Here is an 18,052-nt window from a genome sequence, read left to right on the forward strand (position 1 = left end):
GGCTGACCGTTTGGCGGGTACATCCCGGACATGGCGACTCCGTGTTCGAGCAGAAGAGCAGATGAGCAGACGGGCTCACCTTACGGATTGACGTCCACTCACGAAAGTGGACGGTCGCCCCCAAGACGGGGTATTTCACGAGATCTGCGGTATCGCGCAGCGGAGGCTAGGCCGGCCAGGTCGCAGAGCGATCACCGGCAGACAGGCTCCTGGCGCTATCGCCCTCCGGAGGCTTGCGGGCCGCAAGCCATCGCCAACATCAGGTTCCGGCCGCTGGCATGGATCGCGCGCACTCCCATCGGCACTGAGCCAAGGAACGCGACGCGGTCGTAGGTGGGCAAACCGCGCAGCGTGATCGCCACCTTGCCGCAGTACCTCCCGGCTGACGGCAGCTGAACGGTGACGGAGCCCGTCGGCCTCGACTGCCCACCCACCTCGGGCAGCGGCAACCCGGCGAACCGCTCCCGCGAATGCTCCAGCCGGATCATCGCCTCGGCAGCATCGGGCCGGTTCCGATCGGGGATCGCCAGCGCCTCGATGACCGCCGGGTGCACACCCGAGGCAGCAGTCCCGTCGAGCACGATAACGTCATCGCGCACGAACGACCCCAACCGAGACCACGAGTGATCCGTCAGCGCCGGATTCCCGACGTACACATCGTCCGCACCTACGTCGACGAGTTCGAGCGCCTGGAACAACGGCGGCATGGTTCGGTGCCCCTCGACGGTCGGCAGCCCCTCGCCGAGCGGCCCACGCCGCACGGAGTCGCCGGCGATGAACGCCCCGACCCGCCACCCGAACTCGCGGGCGACTGACACCGACGCCGCGACCGAGGACAACGCCAGCCCGGTCCACTCCCGCGGGTAGAAGTTGTGGATCAGCTCGACGTCCAGGTCAGCGAACGGCGCCAGGTCGGCGGCTCGCAGCGTGCTCGCGTTGAGGGCGATCGGCAGGACGGCAGCGATCGAGAGGATCTCAGGGACCGAGAACCCGAAGTCGATCCGCGCCCGCGCCACTCCGATCGACCGCAGGAACTCCCACGGCGAAGCACCGAGCAACCGGGCGGTGTTGGGGGAGACACCGGCGACGGCTAACAGCCCCGAGGAGGCAGCGGCCGCACGATCGTGGTCGCAGCGGCTCGGGCGCCCGAAGGCGAGTCGTCCAGGATGTGCAACGAGGTGAATGCGAGCGTCGTACCCGCGGTCGCGGCGGCCTCGAAGGTGGGACCAGCCAGCGGACCGTGCGCCAGGCACGCGCTCGCGCCCAATCGCATCAGCGCGCAGCTTCAACGGAGTCGGCCGGCGTGACCTGGACGTCCAGCGGGGCGTGCGGAGCGACGGGGTCGCCGGACGGCGCGGACGACTGCGCCTCCAGATCAGCCCGCACCGACGCCGACACCCCGAACAGCAGCGTCGCCACGAACCCCACGACGTACGCCACCACGAGCCCCGACCCGTACCCGAGCAGCGCCCACCCGTAGCCGGACGATCCGTTCAGCAGCGGGATCAGCGACAGGTCCGAGGCCCCGATGGCGATCGCCCCGACGGAGTGCCCGAGCTGGTCGAACAGCCCGACGACGCCACCGCCGAACGCACCACCGATGCATGCGGTGATAAACGGCCGACCCAGGGGGAGCGTCACCCCGTAGATCAGGGGCTCGCCGACACCGAGGAACCCGGCCGGCAGCGCACCCCGAATGGTCCGCACCAGCGAGGCGTTCGACCGGAACCGCACCCACAGCGCGATGCACGCACCGATCTGCCCGGCACCACCCATCGCCAGCACGGGCAGCAGCACGGTCCACCCGGTCTGGTCGATCAGGGTGGTGTGGATCGGGATGAGTCCCTGGTGCATCCCGGTCATGACGAGCGGCAGGAAGAGGCCTCCGAGCACGAAGCCGGCGAAGGCTCCACCGTTCGCGAGCAGCCAGGTCGCAGCGGTCCCGATCGCGACCGAGACGACACCGGCGACGGACATCAGGATCCCCAGCGTCACCGAACCGGCGACCAGAACGGTGACGGTCGGCACAACGATGAGCGCGATCACGTCCGGAGTCACGCGCCGCATGAAGCGCTCGACGTAGGCGGCGAGGATGCCACCGGCCAGCGCGCCGAGCACACCGCCCTGCCCGGGGGCCAGGGTCTCGCCGAACACGGTGACGTTCGCGACGCCGGCCGCGACGATGATGCCGCCGACCGCACCACCGAGGATGGGCGTGCCGCCGAACTCCTTCGCGGCGTTCATCCCGACGAACACGGCGAGCAGCGACAGGAAGCCGGACGAGAGCACCCCGAGGAACGGCGTCACGCCGGGCACCCACCCCAGGTTCGTCAGGATGCCGTTGATCCCGGCGATGAGCCCGCAGGCGATCAGCGCGGGGATGAGCGGGATGAAGATCGCGGAGATCTTCCGGATCGCGCGCATCGTGCGGCCGTCGGAACGGGACCGCGCGGTCGCCTTGATGGACGCACCGCGAGCAGCGAGCTCCTCGGGCGACGCACCAGGCCCAACAGCCGCAGCCGGCGGGGCGGTCGCGCGCAGGGCCTCCAGTCCGTCTGCCACGCGGTCGACCAGACCCGGGCCGAGCACGATCTGCAGGTTCGAGCCGGCCGCGATGGCGGCCATGACGCCGTCGGTGGCCTTGAGGTCCTCGAGCGCGACGGAGGAGTCGGACACGACCTCGACCCGCAGGCGGGTCATGCAGTTCTCGACATCGGCGATGTTCGCGGAACCGCCGACGGCGTCGAGGATCTGCTGGGCGAGTTGCTGTGCATCGGGCATGGCGTGCTCCTCGGGGGAAAGGAAACGGAAAAGGGAACGGGGTCTACAGCACGGCGCGCAACGAGCCGGCAGCAGCATCGAGGCGAGAACGGACGTCGGCAGCAGAGGCGCCGGTCAGGATCACGGCGATGGCGGTCTTCACCTCGCCGTCCGAGGCGTCGAGCGCTGCCTGGACCTCGGCGGGGGGAGCGCCGGTGACGTCCTGCACGAGCGAGAACGCCCGGGCGACGAGCTTCGCGTTCGTCGCCCGCACGTCGACCATGCGGTTGCCGTACGTCTTGTGGCTGCGCACCATCGCGAGCGTGGTGAGCATGTTCAGGACGAGCTTCTGCGCGGTGCCCGCCTTCAGGCGGGTCGACCCGGCGATGAACTCGGGGCCGACGACGACGTCGATGGCGATGTCCGCTTCCCGCCCCGCGGCCGAGTCGGGGTTGCACGCGACGGAGACCGAAAGGGCGGAGCGGCGCCGGGCCTCCAGGATGGCTGCGATGACGTAGGGCGTCCTGCCGGACGCGCTGATCCCGACGACCACGTCGTCGGCCGTCAGGCCGAGCGCGTCGAGGTCGCGGACGGCGGCCGCTGCGTCGTCCTCCGCGCCCTCCACCGCGGTGGTCAGGGCGGGGCCGCCGCCGGCGATCACGCCGACCACCTGGCTCGGGTCCGTACCGAAGGTGGGCGGGCACTCGCTGGCGTCGAGGACGCCGAGCCGGCCCGGCGTGCCAGCGCCGACGTAGACGAGTCGGCCGCCACGCGCGAAGGCTGCGGCGATCGAGTCTGCCGCCAAGGCGATGGCCGGGAGGCACGGCTCCAGTGCCGCAGGCACGCTGCGGTCTCCGGCGTTCATGCGCTGGGCAGCTTCCAGCGTGGAGATCGTGTCGATGTCGTCCAGCGAGTGGTCGGTCGCCTCGGTGGTGAGGGCGGCGAGTTCGTCGCGGAGGGTGTCGTGGGTCTCGTGCCTTGTGGTCATGGTGGTGCTCAGTTCCGGTGGTGGGTGCGGACGGCATCGCGGCTGCGGGCGAGGAGCGGCTGGGAGCGCTCGTCGGTGCGCTGCGCGACGACGATGAACAGGGTGTCGACGATGGCGAGCTGGCTCATCCGACTGCCCATGGCCGCGGGGCGCAGGGCGCTCTCGGCACCGGCGACACCGAGCAGGACGTGGTCGGCGGTCGTGGCGAGCGGAGCGGAGGCGTGGCCGGTGATCGCGATGATCGTGGCGTGCTGGGCGCGGGCGGCGTGGGCGACCTCGAGGGTCTCGACGGTGGAGCCCGAGTGGCTGACGAGCACCAGGACGTCGTGTTCGCCGATGACGCTCGCCAGGGTCAGGGCGTTGTGCGGATCATCGGCGATCGAGCTCACGATGCCGATGCGTTCGAGCTTGAGGTGCAGGTCTCGGGCGACGATGCCGCTCGCGCCGACGCCGTACAGGACGACGCGGCGGGCATCGCTCACGGCGGCTGCCGCTGCCTCGAGCGCGTGCGGGTCGAGCGCGGCGCGGGTGTCGGCCATCACGGCGCGGACGTCCTCGGTCACCTTCGCGATGACGGTGGCGACGTCGTCATCGACCGCGACCCCGGCGTGGATCTCGGTGGACTCACGCTCGTGGATCCCGCGTTCGACGGCCCGGGTCATGCTGCGCTGCAGGGCGGCGAAGTTCGCGAAGCCGAGGTGCTGGGCGAAGCGGGAGACCGTGGCAGGGGAGACCCCGGCTCGGCCGGCGAGGTCGGTGGCGTTCGTGGTGGCCGCGGCTGCCGGGTCGTCGAGGACGGCGTCGGCGATGGCGCGCATGCTCGACGGCATGCTCGCCGACTGGGTGCGGACGAGGGCGAAGGCGTCGGCGCGCTCGGACCGCTCGGGCCGCTCGGTGATCGTCATCCCGCTATGAAAGCGTCTTTCGCAGGTGAGCGCCAGTGCTGAAAGTAAATTGCGTGTTACGTCGTTCTGCCCGACTTGTGTGCCAGCAGACTGACGGTGGCGGCGATCACCAGGGGGAGGACGAACGCCCACGACGCCGGGTCGGTGTTCGTCGACACGACTCCGGCCCATCCGGCTGGTTGATCCGGGATCCCGCGACCGTACAGCGCTGCGACGAACAGGTAGAGCACGCCCGGCACGGACTGGTACCGGTCGCCGAGTACCGCTCGGCTGACCAGTGCGAGTGCGCAGAACGCGATCGTGTTCCGGGCGGTCGCGACCGCGGCCTCGGGTTCGGCGCCGACCGCGAGGCCGATGCTCGCGGTGACGCTCACCAGCGCGACCACCGCGATGACGGTGGCCAGCTCGAGCAAGTCCGTCCGCCGAGTGGGCGCGGGGAACGGTGCGCGGGTGACCGAAGCGCTCGTCGCGATGGCGATCACCAGCGGGAGCACGGCCGCGACGGGGATCAGCGCGAACGGTGCGCCGCCGCCGAACGAGGGGAAGAGCATGCCGATCGGGCCGAGCGCGATCGAGAGCACCGTCAGGGCGGTCGTGAGTCCGAGCAACGGCAGGGTGCGGTGGACGCGCAGCCACCAGATCACGAGGACGGCACCGGGATGTGGCCGACCGAGCAATCCGTCAGCCGGTCGACCGTCGCGGTGACCCACGCGGCCTGAGCGGGGACCGGAGCACGACGGAGGGCTCGCAGAACGTCGGGGTCATCCAGCTCGAGGGCGGGTTCCACCTGGTCGGCGTTCACGATGCCCTCGGCAGCGACGTCGATGAGCCATCGGTTGGCGACAGCGGCATCGTTGAGGCGTTCGGCGTCGTCCTGCTCGGTGCCGCAGTACGCCACCTCGGCGTCGCCGAGCAAGGAGGTGGTGATGCTGTGGAGCACGTCCGCGTCGGTCATCCCGACCTGGACGATCATGTTCAGGACGTCGGGCGACGACGGTGCGTTGCTCGCCCGGATGGTCGACGGCACCGTGATGCCCGAGCGGCCGAGGTTCTCCACGGCCTTCCGGATCACCGACTGCGAGTCGTCGGCGGTGCGTTGCTCCGGGAAGAGGCAGATCGTCGGCGCTGCGCCGCTGCAGATCGCTTGCGTTTGCGGGCGGTCGACGATCGGTGCCGCACCGAGGCCGGAGCCGGCGGTCAGCGCGACGAGGGTGATCGCGACGAACGAGCTCGCGCCGATCTGGAGTCCGAACCGGCGCGCACGGTCACCACTCGAGCGTCGGGCGACCGCGATGACGAGCAGACTGCACCCGGCGAGCAGACTGAACGCCGTCGCGATGACGGGTGCCCGGATGTCGAGCGCGGTCTCGACCGAGCAGCAGTCCGCCATCACGAGACCGGCGAGGTACCGGAGTGGGAAGTAGTCCACGGACCAGGTGAAGCCGAGCCAGCTGTACGAGACGAGCAGGCTCAGGGGGATGGACGCCACCGGCGGGAGCCACCGCCCCAGTGCGAATCCGATGCAGCTGTGGAAGAACAGGATCCCCGCGAAGGCCAGGCCGACGGAGGGCGACGGGCCACCGGGAGCGCCCCAGGTGTCCCGACTCATGAGTGCGACCGCGACGAGCTGGAGCAACAGCCCGGCGGCCAGTGGTGTCCACAGGTGATCGGTGACGACTGCTGCACTGGATCGGCTGCTGGTCTCGATTGCGGGCGCCGCAGCCCGGAAGCGCTTCCCTTCCCAGGCCCCAGCCGTGGCAGCGACGCCGCACGAGAACACCAGGTAGATCGCGGAGCCGGCCATCGCCGCGGGCCAGTAGCCGGCGACCGTCGTCTCATCTGCGAACTGCACGCTGTACGCGACGACGCCGAGCAGCCCAGGAATGAGGAGCCACACTGCCGCTCGGCTGCGCCACGGGATGATCGGGCGCATCAGTCGTCCTCGCCCGTGAACCGCGCGTACGAAGCGGTCATCGCCTCGGCGGGCGAGAAGCCAGCGAACGGCTCGGCGAACGCCCCGACCGAACCAGCGAACGGCACCCGGCCGTCGACGAGGACGGTCACGTGGTCGTAGGTCGCGGCGACGTCCTCGGTCTGGTGCGTCGAGACGACGACGGACACTTCCGTCGGCAGGTTCTGGATCACCCGAGCGAACCGCGCGCGCTGTGCCGGATCGAGTCCGGCCGTCGGTTCGTCGAGCAGGATCCACTGTGCGCCAGACACCAGCGCCCCGGCAACGCCGAGCCGCCGGATCTGGCCGCCCGACAACGAGGACGCTCGTGCGTCGGCTCGGGTGGCGAGATCGACGGAGGTCAGGGCGGCCGTCGAGCGATCCCAGGCGTCGGCGCGCGACAAGCCCTTCAACCAGCCGCAGTAGGCGACGTGCTCTCGAGCGGTCAGGCCCGGGAAGGCGCCGCTCCGCTGCGGAAGCCATGCGACCCCTCGGCGGTACCGTCGGCGGTCTCCGCGCGTCCCCGGTTCCCCCAGTCCCTCGATGCTGATCGTCCCGGCGCGGGGGCGGAGCGTGTCGGCGACGAGCCCGAGCAGGGTCGACTTGCCAGCGCCGTTCGGCCCGAGCAGGACGCTCGCTCCGGTCGGGAACACCGTCGACAACCCGGAGAGCACCGTGTGGTCGCGCCGGTACCCGAAGGTGAGTTCGTCGATCTGTATGCCCACTGCGCCCCCTTGAAACCTTGTACTGGTGTTTCACCGTACAAGGTGAAGGATCACCGTAGGAGCACGAGGTGCGGCAGGCCTCCTGAGTCAGCGCTGGCGGGCGGCTGCTTCGGTGGCCGCCTGCACGTAGCGTCGGGCAGCCCGGATCCGGCGGAGGATGACGGGGGACATGGCGGCAGCCACGACGAGGAGTGCTCCGCAGATGATGCGACTGAGCCCAGCTACGAACGAGTCGTCGTCGAACAGGTTCGGGATCTGCGGGCCAGCAATCCCCACGTAGAGCAGCAGGAACTGGCCGAGCGCGACCGGTTGGTAGGCGGCGCGGAGACGGGCGAGGTCGAATGCCGGTCGTGCGAGGTCGGAGTCGGCTGGTTCGATCGGGGTCCCGCTCGCGATCGCCTGCGCGAGCGTCTTCCGGCCGAAGCGTGAGAGCCCATCGATCGGCGCCTGCATGTCGGAGGATCGGCGGAGCGTCGTGGTGAGCATCGAGAAGGTGCCGAGAAGACCACCCACTCCTGCAGCGATGCCGACGATCGCGAGGGTGGTCTCGAGCGCGCTGTCCTGCCGTGCGAAGAGCGACCCGCCGACCGCACCGAGGACCACACCGATCGTGACGATGACGGCGGTTCTGCGCCAGGCTCGGCGGGCAACGGCCTCGGGGGTGGCTGTCGCTTCCGACACGGCGGTCATGCGAGAGGGATCGCAGTAGTGGCGCGGCGATCGTTCTCGGCCGTCGCGGCATCCGCGTAGCGCTGAGCTCGGCGGCCTCGGACGACCAGCAACGGCGCGACGAACACCATCTCGATGACGAAGAGCGCGAGGAAGATCCGGCTGATGATCGCGTTGCCATCGCCGGTGACGACCCGGGCGAACTGGGGAGCTGCGGCTCCTGCGAACAGCATGAGGTTCTGGACGAGGATCAGCCCGTTGAACGCGGCGGTCCCGCGGGCGAGGGTGAGCGCGCGGTGCTGCAGTTCTGGGCCTGCGTCCTCCTTGAGCGGAACGCCCGAGCGGATGGCTCCCTTGATGATCTTGCGACGGTCTCTCGTCAGGTCCTCGGTCGCCTGCGTGATGATCGACGACGCGCGTGCTGTGGTGGGGAGCAACGAGAGCATCCCGGCCAAGCCGACGAGCACGGCGACGCACGTGCAGATCGCCAGGGCGACGGTCCAACCGTCCTCGTCCCGCGAGGTTGCCCAACCGGCCACTGCCCCCGCGACCGCGGCGATCGCCACGACCAGGGCGGTACGACGCCACGCGCGCCGGATGATTTGTTCGTCTTCCCCCACCCGCTCACCCTACGGGGCGGGGCAGAGCCGTGTTCTGGAGCCGAGCACCTGTCGGACGCTGGCGGTGTGGTCGAGGTGGGGCGGGCCTCCAGGCCGGACGCCGTCAGGCGACGCCGCGCCGCGGACGGAAGACGCCCGCCCGGACCAGCCACACGTAGAGCAGGCAGCCGATGCAGACGTCGAAGGCAGCGTTGAGGAACGCGGCGACCAGGGCGACCGCGGCACCGATCGGGGCGGCGTACGGCACGCCGAGCAGCGCGAGGAGCAGGGCGACCGCGGTCACGAACAGGCCGACCTGCTGGGCGAAGGTCGGGGGTTCCGGGGCCTCGAGTTCGGCGGGCGGGGCCAGGCGTGGGCGGACGACCCGTCGGAAGAGTGCGCCGTAGGGGTGGCGGCGGATGCCGGCGATGCCTCCGACGGCGAACAGCGCGACGATGACCGCGAGCAGCACGATGCCGGCGACCCACGTCTCGGGGATCAGCGTGAGGACGATCGTCGCGGCGAGGAGCACCGTGGTGATGGCGGCGCCGAAGCGTGGGGAGCGCGGGTCGATGCCGCGGTCGGTGTCGTTCGTGGTGGTCATCGGGACTCCTGGGTGCCGGTCGTGTCTGCGGTGCCTGCGGTTCCTGCGGTCAGGACGGTGTCGAGGGCTGCGGCGAGCTCGGGTGGGCGGGGTGGGCCTCCGAAGCGGGTGTGGACCGAGCGGTCGGCGTCGAGCAGCAGGACCGTCGGGGTCTGCATCACGTCGAAACGCCGGGCGAGCTCGGGGTGTTCGACGAGGTCCACCTCGATGCGGCGAACGCCCTCGTGCTGGTCCGCGACGACGGCGAGCTGGCGCCGGGTGGCCGGGCACCGCGCACAGGTCGGCGTGGAGAACTGGACGAACGTGGCGGCGGTGCCGTAGTCGGTGTCGAGCGCGAGACCGTCTGCGTCCTGCCTCGTCGACGAGGCGGTGCCCGTCGATCGGGCTCGACCGGTCCGGTGGCGGAGCAGGAGACCGAGGACCGTCGCGAGCGCGATGACCCCGACGAGCACGGCCACTGCGGTTCCGAAGGTCACACGGCGACGGTACGCGCAGCCGACGAACTGCTGTCGAACGTGACCGGATGTGACGCCGAGGTGTGCGCGTCGTGCCGGGCTTGGCAGGGGCTCAGTCCTCGGGGAGCGTGCGGACCCACTGCTCGAACGCGGCGGCGTCGTCGTCGCTGAAGACGGCGGAAGGCCGCGACTCGTCCTTCGCCGAGTGCAGGAACAGCGTGCCGTCGGCCATCCCCGGCGTCGCGTCGCTGAGGATGGACGACTTCGCCGCGACGCCCTTCCTGGTGAGGAAGGTCAGCTGTTCGCCGTTCGTCGATTCTGCGATCGCCGCTTCACCGTCGAAGAACGAGGCGAGCTCCATCACCAGGAACGCGGTGGCCCCGTCCTGCGTGGTGAGGGCGACGGCCGGCTTCGTCCGACTCTTGCCGAAGGGGTGCTCGACGGCAGTGGCCTTGACTCCCGAGCCGGTCCACGGTCGCACCTCGGTCAGGGGGAGCCTGGCGGCGACCCGCGCCGCGGGTCGTCTCGGCGTGAGGACGGCCTGGAACAGCAACGTCCCGATCACGACCGCGAGGAACCAGGCGTACGGCGAGAACGTCTTCGTCGCGATGAGGACGAGGAAGCCACCGAGGAACCCCGCCCAGACCAGGTTCGGCCACCACCTCGACTCCTGACGCAGGCCGAGCGGCCACAGCACGGCGCCGTACACGAGTCCGACGACCGTGGGGACCCAGAAGGCCGAGGGGCGGACGGCGCCGGCGTGGTAGTGCAGCCAGACGTCCGCCCCCGCCATGACGACCGCCATCACGACGAAGAAGACGCGCTGTGCGCGACGGTCCCGCTCGCGCGTGCTCAGTGCGGTCATCTGGTTCCCCCGTGGTGCTCGTTCCCCGTGCTGCTCAGTCAAGCAGAACGCGCGGTCATGGTCCCACCGCTCGCGCCGTACCCTCGGTCGGGTGACTGACGACGTGACCGCGGGCCGCTACCGGCACTTCAAGGGCAACGATTACGAGGTGCTGCTCGTCGCTCGTGACGTGGAAACCGAGGAGCCCGTGGTCGTGTACCAGGCGCTGTACGGCGAACGCGGGCACTGGGTGCGCTCGCTCGCCGAGTTCACGGCACACGTGACACGTGACGGGTACGACGGCCCGCGGTTCGTACCCTTGACCGACTGATCGCGGAGGCCGGACTGTTTGCCGGCCCGCTGAGAGCGCTCATGTCCGGCGGTTCGCGAGGGTTCACTGTCGGCTGGACTGTTCTCGGCGCTCGGGGACCTTTGACGAGCGGGCAGACCTGACGGCGTCGCGCAGATTGGCGCCGTCCCCGACCGGGAAAAGCAGGGTGCCAAGGTGACCTACCCCGATCGAGGCGAGAACGACCACCTCGATGACGTGGGTCGCGAAGATCATCCCGGCGGCGCAACACGACGCAACCAGGAGCGGCCCGCTCACCGCGACGACGGCCTCGCGGAGAGGTGGCAAGGAGTTGCGCACAACGTGGGCGAAACCGAGCCTCGCGACGACGTGGACGTGCGACCGTTGCGCCGACAGCAGGCCAATGGCGAGGAGATGACCGAGTTCATGGCAGAGATTTGAGACGAGAAACGCGAGCACCGCCAGCAACGGTCCGTACGTCGCTCCGCTGCCGAGAAGCGTCGCCATTGCGAGTGCGGTCGTCACCGTCAAAGGAAGTGCCGCAGAACCGACGACTGCCAGGACGAGGCGCACGTACACCGAGAATCTCTTCGCATCGCCAGAATCCACAAGCGCTCCCGCAGTGAAGGCCGTTCTCCATCGGCTCTCGCCTCCAGCGATGAATCCGTGGTCGATCGCTGCGCGACGCCTCGCGTTCGTGTCGGTCCGGAGCGACAGTGCGAACTCTTCACATCGAACGGCAGGGCCCTCCGGACTACAGCACGGCGGCAGCAGTCGGGAGATCATCGGGACGAGGTCAGTCGGATGCACGTGGTCACCGACCCTGCTACCAGCAGGCAGATACAGCAGATACTTCCGAGCACCTTCAATGGTCCAGCGAGCTGATCCAGATAGGAGATGAGGGAGCTGCATCCCAGGTACAGCACGGTCGTCAGCATCAGGCCGACGCTGCCTGACATGGGCTGTGTGTCGCTCCACGGGACGAGGGCGCCAGCGAGTGCCGCTGACAGGAAGAGCAGCGTCGCACGGAAGACCATCCCCGGGAGCTCGTCGAATTGGACGACGCCCAGGAGGAGGGCTGCGCCGCTCAAGCCTGTCCAGGCAAGGGCAGCGGCGACGATGTGCGCCACTGCAACGGGCGCGAACCACCACGTGCGGCGACGACCGAGCGCGGTGCCGGTCCAAGCCCATGGCAGGACGCGCCCCGGGCCGAAGAGGACGAGAGCACATCCCGCCGAAGGAACCGCCATGGCCAAGCCGTCGCGTACCTCTGCTGGAACGTTCGGCGGGAGCGCCCACGCCGTTGTCGCCAACAAGCAGATTGAGCCAGCAATCGCTAGGGAAGTCTGCGGCGCACGAATCATCACCAGGAGCTGAGAGAGGAAAGGCCCCTGCGGTCCACGGAGTATCCGATCGGCAGGGAGAAGCGCGAACGCGGACGGGACCGCCTTTGAAGTCGAGATCTTGCTGACTGCCCACACGAACACAATCGTCACGACGAAGTAGCTCACGAAGACCGGCCACGCCAGATCAGGCCTCCGGCTGGTCGCGACATCGCTGATCAGCCTTGGGAGGGACAATGCGGGCGCGTCATCGGTAGCCAAACCCGAGGGCACGATGACGCCGGGGCCGAAAGCGACGAGCGCAGCGCCGATCGTCACTGCGCCACTGATCGTCGACGAGACGGCGAAGGGTGTTCGGAGCCAAGACTGCATCAAGCTCCCTACTGCGTGCAGCAGGCCTTGGGCGAGCGCTTCAACGAGAGCGACGCCCGCGAGAAGCGCGACCACGTATCGCGTCGCCTCGCTGAGGTCGAGAACACGGCCTGCCACGAGCATCGCCGGGACGCACAGCGCCGTCGAGCCGATTGTGGTGAGCACGGTCAGTGGAAGCGATCTGCCCATTGCTCGAGCGCTGTTCGTCACCGGTAGGAGGCACAGAAGGTGGTCGAGGGCCGAGCCCGCTGGGGCAGTGAGCGCGAGGACGACCGTCACCAGCGCCGCGCTCAGCAAAGCACCACTCGCCGCGGTCTCCACCATGAACGCTGCGATCGGTGCCGGCACTTGGCCGCTCAACGTCGAGACTGTCGTCAACCCGAGGGCAAGTCCGAGTGCAAGGATGCCTGCAACTGTGAACGCAGCGCAGAGGAGGACTCGCCGACGTGAGACGTTGAAGGCTCCAGCGAGTTCTGACATCCAGACCAACGCGGTGGCGCGCGCGACCGTGATGGTCTGACTCACGGGTGGGGGCGAGCGCGAAGGCGCAGGGCGGCGTAGCCGACCGTGATGAGAACGACCGTCACGAGAAGCCCCAACCCGTTCGGCGTGAACTCCACCGATGGCAGCCCGTTCTCCGTGCCGACTGTGGCCGAGAACACGAACGGAATCTCAGCGGGTGTCCCACTGACGGCTGAGGTGGCGATCGTGGCAGCGATGGCAAGGAAAGTGATAGCGATGCCGAGCACGAGCCCGATGAACGTCACGCTAGCGGTCTTCATGAATTTCCTTTTCGTCGGGGGTGAACAGGGCACGGAGCCGGTCGGCGCGGGTAGCCATCGACGAAGCGCTGCTGATCCGCGCGGAGAAGCACTGGCCGACCGAGCCATGGCTGGAAACGATCTCCCGGGTGCGACCTGAAGCAACAATTGCTCCGTTGTGCAGCATGGTTATGGCCTCACAATGCGTCTCGGCGCGCAACAGGTCGTGCGTCGCCATGAGGACCGCTCCGCCTGCCGCGGTGAACAAGGAGAGGCATTCTTGGAGGACTTGCGCTGTGTCCGGGTCCAACCCCCTGAACGGTTCGTCGAGGATGAGGAGCGAGGGACTGTGCGCGAGCGCACACACCAATTGAAGCTTTCGCTTCATGCCGTGGGAGTACGAGGAGATCGGCTTTGAGAGTGCGTTTCGTACCTGGAGGACACGTGCGAGGGACATTGCTCGGGACGAGTCATCGCGGCGACGGAGTGAATCATGCAGGCGCAGGTACTCGCGGCCCGTCAAAGACTGGGGAAGCGGGAGATCATCGGGTGCGAAACCGAACCGCATCCGAGCGACGGCTTGGCTGACCGTCACGCCATGGTGAAGGACTGATCCGCGGTCCGGGTCGATGATGCCCGTGATCACATGCAAGGCTGTACTCTTCCCGGAGCCGTTCGAGCCGAGGAGCCCGTGAATGCTTCCGGGGACGATGGTCATCGAGAAGTCGACCAGTGCAGGGCGCCCGCTGTACGACTTGTCGACTCCGATCACCTCCAGGACAGGATTCACGGGCTCCTCGTGCATGTTCACTTTCGGCAGTACACCTTCCATGTGCCGCCGGCACTGAAGGACGGCATGTCCATTGCCGGGTACATGCCCTTGTTCTGGCAGGTGATCCACCACGCGGTGATGAGGCCGACCGCGAGCAACAGCGCGATCGCGATGAGCACGAGCACAACGACTCGGTCCTGTTTGAGAGCGAGCCGATCACGGATCGATTCGACTCTGTCGGTGATCGCCGATTGTGAATAGAGCGCTCCGTTGAGCACGAGGTTCGACATGAACCATCCCCTTTCTGGTCGAGCGTTAACGTATCACCGACGGAATCTAGTATGTCAAGAGCGAATTCGAGGAACCCGTCCCGTTGTCTGACGCCGCCCCTAGGCTTTCAGCGCACCGGACAGCAAGGGGGAGCGCATGCAGATCGGCGTCGACGGGCACGTGCTGCTCAGCCCGAGTGACCTGAGCACGTGGTCGGCCTGCGAGTGGGCGTTCCTCCGCCGCCTCGACGCCAAGCTCGGCCGCGGGGAGGCCCTGCCGGACGTGCACGACGACATGCTCGAGCGCACGGCTCGGCTGGGGGACCAGCACGAGCTCGACTACCTCGAGATCCTCAAGCAGACCCGTGACGTCGTCGAGTTCGACCGTCCCGCACCGCCGGCCTACGCACGCGCCGCAGCCGAAGCGCGACAGGCCTTCGCCGACGGTGCCGACGTCCTGTACCAGCCGACGTTCCACGCAGCACCGAGCGCCGACGCCCCCGGCTTCATCGGCTTCGCGGACTTCATCATCCGCAACGACCGCGGCGAGTACGAGGTCTACGACACCAAGCTCGCCCGCCACGCCAAGATCAGCGCCCTGCTGCAGCTCGCCGCGTACGCCGAGCAGATGCAGGCGCACGGCATCCCGACCGGGCAGCAGGTGCACCTGGTGCTCGGCGACCGGACGACCACCACGCACGACCTCGCCGACATCGCGCCGGTGTACCGCATGCAGCGCGCCGAACTGCAGCGGGTCATCGCCGAGCGCATCGCCGCCGACGAGTCGCTGCGATGGGGTGACCCGCGCTACTCGAGCTGTGGCCGATGCGCCGTCTGCTCGACCCAGGTTGCCGAGCACCGCGACCTCGTCCTCGTCGCGGGCATGCGCCTGGACCAACGGGCGAAGCTGATCAAGCACGAGGTGCGGACGATCGACGACCTGGCGGTCCGCACCCGGGCAGTACCGGGCTTGTCCCGCGCGACGCTGGATCGGCTGGTACATCAGGCGAGCCTCCAGATCGAATCGGAAGACGCCCGACGGACGGGCGCCGACGGGCCGGGCCAACCCGTCAAGCCGCGCTTCGAGGTCCTCGACGCCCGTGCGCTCGACGCGATCCCGGCACCCGACCCGGGCGACGTGTTCTTCGACTTCGAGGGCGACCCGCTGCACACCGAGGACGGCGTGCACTGGGGCCTCGACTACCTGTTCGGCCTGGTCGACGACCGCGCCGAGTTCACCGCGTTCTGGGCGCACACCATCCGCGACGAACGGGTCGCGCTGGAGCAGTTCCTCGCGTTCATCGAGGCCCGGCGGCAGCAGTACCCGGGCATGCACATCTACCACTACGCGGCCTATGAGCGGACGCACCTGCTGTCGCTCGCCGCCCGGCACGGGGTGGGTGAAGAGGCCGTCGACGACCTGCTGCGAGCCGGCGTCCTGGTCGACCTGTACCCGATCGTCCGCAAGGCCCTGGTCGTCGGCAGCCACAGCTACTCGATCAAGAAACTCGAACCGCTGTACATGGGCTCGGACCTGCGCGAGAGCGACGTCACGAACGCCGCGGACAGCATCACCGCCTACGTCGACGCGATCGAGGAGCTCCGGAACGGTGACGCCGTCGAGGGGCAGCGGATGCTCGACCAGGTCGCCGACTACAACGCCTACGACTGCCGCTCGACCCTGCGCCTGCGCGACTGGCTCCGCTCGCTGCGCACCGACGACCCCGACGCGGCCGACCCCGTGCTCGAGCTCGAGGTCCCGCCGATCCCCGTCGAGCGCGAGCCCAATCCGGTGTACGTCGCGCTCGCCGCGCAACTCGAGGACGTCGACGCCCTCGACCGCACCCCTGACCAGACCGCGTTGGCGCTCGCCGCAGCCGCGATCGACTACCACCGCCGCGAGGCCAAGACCTTCTGGCAGGACCACTTCGACCGCCTGCGGAACCCGGTCGACGACTGGGCCGACACGCGTGACGTCCTGGTCGTGGAGCGGGCGTCCGTCGAGCGCGACTGGGACACGCTGCCGCGTGCCCGCTCGCAGTCGCGGGAACTCCGGTTGTCGGGGACGCTCGCGCCCGGTTCGCGGCTCCGGCCGGGAGGCACGCCCCCCCTGGTCTACGACGACCCGCTTCCGCCATCGGTCGCCTCACCGGGCCCCGGGTCGAAGGGCGCGTCGTCGCGCGCCGTCATCGTGGACGTGTGGGACAACGGTGATGCCGTCGAGGTCCTCGTGAAGGAAGGGCTGCCCGTCGGTGGCGAGCCGCACCACGAGTTCCCCGTCGCGCTCGCCCCGTCGGCACCGCCCCGCGCGAAGCCGCAGCCCGAGGCGATCGCGTGGTGGGGCCAGGCCGTGCTCGACGAGCTGCCGGCGATGCTGCCCGACCCGGCGCTCGACCTGCTGCGTCGGGTGCCCCCGCGTGGCCCGATCGTCCCGGTGCAGGGCGACGACACGGTGTCGGCCGTCGTGTCGACCCTGCTCGGCCTCGACCGGTCGTACCTGGCGGTCCAGGGCCCTCCCGGTACGGGCAAGACCTACGTCGGCTCGAACGTCGTCGCCCGGCTCGTCCGCGAGTACGGCTGGCGCGTCGGGGTCGTCGGGCAGTCCCACGCGACGTCGGAGAACTTCCTGACCTCGGTCGTGAACGCCGGTGTCCTCGCGGACCGGGTCGTGAAGGTGCCGAAGTCCGGCGCGACCGAGGACGAGCTCGATTCCGCAGCCTGGACCCCGGTGAAGAACGGCGCCGCGGTCGCCGCGTTCCTATCCTCGTGCGAGGCCTCGGGCACCGGCGGTGTCGTCGGTGGCACGGCCTGGACGTTCGCGAACGAGTCGACGATCGAGCGCCGTTCCCTCGACCTGCTCGTGGTCGACGAGGCCGGGCAGTTCTCCCTCGCCCCGACCATCGCGTCGTCCGTCGCCGCGACCCGGCTCCTGCTGCTCGGGGATCCCCAGCAGCTGCCCCAGGTGTCCCAGGGCTCGCACCCGGAGCCCGTCGACGAGTCCGCGCTCGGCTGGCTCGCTGACGGACAGCACGTCCTGCCGCCGAAGTTCGGGTACTTCCTGGCTCGCACCCGCCGCATGGAGCCTGCGCTCACCGAGTCCGTTTCGGCCCTGTCCTACGACGGGCAGCTCGCCTCGATGGTCTCCGGGCGGCACCTCGACGGCATCGACGCCGGGGTGCACCCCGTGCCGGTCGTGCACGTGGGCAACACGACGTCCTCTGCTGAAGAGGCCGCCCGGGTCGTCGCACTCGTGGGCGACGTCGTCGGTCGCACGTGGACGGACGGTTCCGATACACGGGCTCTGACCGACGAGGACGTCATCGTGGTGGCGCCGTACAACGCGCAGGGGGCACTGATCCGGCAGGAACTCGACCGCGCTGGCTTCACCGGCACCCAGGTCGGCACCGTCGACCTGTTCCAGGGTCGCGAGGCCGTCGTGTCCATCGTGTCCCTGGCGGCGTCGAGTGCGGCGGACATCCCACGCGGCCTCGACTTCCTGCTCATGCCGAACCGGTTGAACGTGGCGATCTCGCGGGCGAAGTGGGCGGCCTACCTCGTGCACTCACCGGCGCTGACCACCGGACTGCCCCCGTCGATCGCGGGCCTGTCCCTGTTGTCCCGCTTCATCGAGCTCGTCGAGCCGCGCCCGCAGGCTGTCCGAGCCTGATCGCGAAGGCAAGGGACATGCTGGAGGAATGGGCAAGCCGACGCTCGCCGTGGCGCTC

At 69.3% G+C, this 18,052-nt stretch carries 19 protein-coding genes; 2 read left to right on the plus strand and 17 right to left on the minus strand.

Features of this window, described 5'->3' with window-relative positions; all coding sequences use genetic code 11:
• Window positions 1-215: 215 nt before the first annotated feature.
• From DEJ29_RS06840 to DEJ29_RS06895, 12 genes are all read right to left on the minus strand, one after another.
• Window positions 216-1,253, minus strand: a complete 1,038-nt coding sequence (locus DEJ29_RS06840) for a MupG family TIM beta-alpha barrel fold protein (protein ID WP_258375952.1) — start codon at window positions 1,251-1,253, stop codon at window positions 216-218.
• 19 nt (window positions 1,254-1,272) lie between these two features.
• Complete coding sequence (locus tag DEJ29_RS06845) at window positions 1,273-2,781, minus strand: PTS transporter subunit EIIC (protein WP_111095078.1); 1,509 nt, start codon at window positions 2,779-2,781, stop codon at window positions 1,273-1,275.
• A gap of 43 nt (window positions 2,782-2,824) precedes the next feature.
• Window positions 2,825-3,748 carry an N-acetylmuramic acid 6-phosphate etherase gene (gene murQ / locus DEJ29_RS06850; protein WP_111095077.1) on the minus strand — a complete coding sequence of 308 codons (924 nt, stop codon included), beginning with the start codon at window positions 3,746-3,748 and terminating at the stop codon, window positions 2,825-2,827.
• A gap of 8 nt (window positions 3,749-3,756) precedes the next feature.
• A complete protein-coding gene (locus DEJ29_RS06855; protein WP_181438199.1) occupies window positions 3,757-4,653 on the minus strand; it encodes a MurR/RpiR family transcriptional regulator in 897 nt (298 codons plus the stop codon).
• Between the two features lie 56 nt (window positions 4,654-4,709).
• A complete protein-coding gene (locus tag DEJ29_RS06860) occupies window positions 4,710-5,297 on the minus strand; it encodes a hypothetical protein (protein ID WP_146248347.1) in 588 nt (195 codons plus the stop codon).
• Window positions 5,294-6,586, minus strand: coding sequence for a DUF7224 domain-containing protein (locus tag DEJ29_RS06865; RefSeq protein WP_111095075.1), 1,293 nt, complete (start codon window positions 6,584-6,586; stop codon window positions 5,294-5,296). The genes DEJ29_RS06860 and DEJ29_RS06865 overlap by 4 nt, the downstream gene beginning before the upstream one ends.
• Window positions 6,586-7,329 (minus strand): ATP-binding cassette domain-containing protein, encoded by a 744-nt coding sequence (locus DEJ29_RS06870; protein ID WP_111095074.1) that lies wholly within the window; start codon window positions 7,327-7,329, stop codon window positions 6,586-6,588. The genes DEJ29_RS06865 and DEJ29_RS06870 overlap by 1 nt, the downstream gene beginning before the upstream one ends.
• An 87-nt stretch (window positions 7,330-7,416) precedes the next feature.
• Window positions 7,417-8,010: a hypothetical protein gene (locus tag DEJ29_RS06875; RefSeq protein ID WP_146248346.1), complete on the minus strand. Its 594-nt coding sequence runs from the start codon at window positions 8,008-8,010 to the stop codon at window positions 7,417-7,419.
• 5 nt (window positions 8,011-8,015) lie between these two features.
• A complete protein-coding gene (locus DEJ29_RS06880; RefSeq protein WP_146248345.1) occupies window positions 8,016-8,618 on the minus strand; it encodes a hypothetical protein in 603 nt (200 codons plus the stop codon).
• Window positions 8,619-8,721: 103 nt separating this feature from the next.
• On the minus strand, window positions 8,722-9,201 hold the full coding sequence (locus tag DEJ29_RS06885) for a DUF4395 domain-containing protein (protein WP_111095071.1): 480 nt from the start codon (window positions 9,199-9,201) through the stop codon (window positions 8,722-8,724).
• A complete protein-coding gene (locus DEJ29_RS06890; RefSeq protein ID WP_111095070.1) occupies window positions 9,198-9,677 on the minus strand; it encodes a thioredoxin family protein in 480 nt (159 codons plus the stop codon). The genes DEJ29_RS06885 and DEJ29_RS06890 overlap by 4 nt, the downstream gene beginning before the upstream one ends.
• Before the next feature lie 91 nt (window positions 9,678-9,768).
• Window positions 9,769-10,521, minus strand: coding sequence for a hypothetical protein (locus tag DEJ29_RS06895; RefSeq protein WP_111095069.1), 753 nt, complete (start codon window positions 10,519-10,521; stop codon window positions 9,769-9,771).
• Between the two features lie 91 nt (window positions 10,522-10,612).
• Between DEJ29_RS06895 and DEJ29_RS06900 the strand changes: the two genes are divergently transcribed.
• Window positions 10,613-10,831 carry a DUF1653 domain-containing protein gene (locus DEJ29_RS06900; RefSeq protein WP_258370832.1) on the plus strand — a complete coding sequence of 73 codons (219 nt, stop codon included), beginning with the start codon at window positions 10,613-10,615 and terminating at the stop codon, window positions 10,829-10,831.
• 63 nt (window positions 10,832-10,894) lie between these two features.
• Here the strand turns inward: DEJ29_RS06900 and DEJ29_RS06905 are convergent, their stop codons facing one another.
• The 5 genes from DEJ29_RS06905 to DEJ29_RS06925 form a co-directional block, all read right to left on the minus strand.
• Complete coding sequence (locus DEJ29_RS06905; protein ID WP_146248344.1) at window positions 10,895-11,389, minus strand: hypothetical protein; 495 nt, start codon at window positions 11,387-11,389, stop codon at window positions 10,895-10,897.
• 203 nt (window positions 11,390-11,592) lie between these two features.
• Entirely contained in the window at window positions 11,593-13,050 is a 1,458-nt protein-coding gene (locus DEJ29_RS06910; protein WP_146248343.1) for a hypothetical protein, read from the minus strand.
• Entirely contained in the window at window positions 13,047-13,292 is a 246-nt protein-coding gene (locus DEJ29_RS06915; RefSeq protein WP_110865124.1) for a hypothetical protein, read from the minus strand. Before DEJ29_RS06915 ends, DEJ29_RS06910 begins: the two co-directional genes overlap by 4 nt.
• Before the next feature lies 1 nt (window position 13,293).
• On the minus strand, window positions 13,294-14,076 hold the full coding sequence (locus tag DEJ29_RS06920) for an ABC transporter ATP-binding protein (RefSeq protein ID WP_181438198.1): 783 nt from the start codon (window positions 14,074-14,076) through the stop codon (window positions 13,294-13,296).
• A 17-nt stretch (window positions 14,077-14,093) separates the two neighbouring features.
• On the minus strand, window positions 14,094-14,348 hold the full coding sequence (locus tag DEJ29_RS06925) for a hypothetical protein (RefSeq protein ID WP_111233936.1): 255 nt from the start codon (window positions 14,346-14,348) through the stop codon (window positions 14,094-14,096).
• A gap of 136 nt (window positions 14,349-14,484) precedes the next feature.
• Here DEJ29_RS06925 and DEJ29_RS06930 point away from each other — a divergent pair, with 136 nt between their 5' ends.
• Entirely contained in the window at window positions 14,485-17,994 is a 3,510-nt protein-coding gene (locus DEJ29_RS06930; RefSeq protein WP_111095066.1) for a TM0106 family RecB-like putative nuclease, read from the plus strand.
• The last annotated feature ends 58 nt before the right edge of the window (window positions 17,995-18,052 follow it).

It is taken from the genome of Curtobacterium sp. MCPF17_021 (assembly GCF_003234605.2).
Classification (GTDB): Bacteria; Actinomycetota; Actinomycetes; order Actinomycetales; family Microbacteriaceae; genus Curtobacterium; species Curtobacterium flaccumfaciens.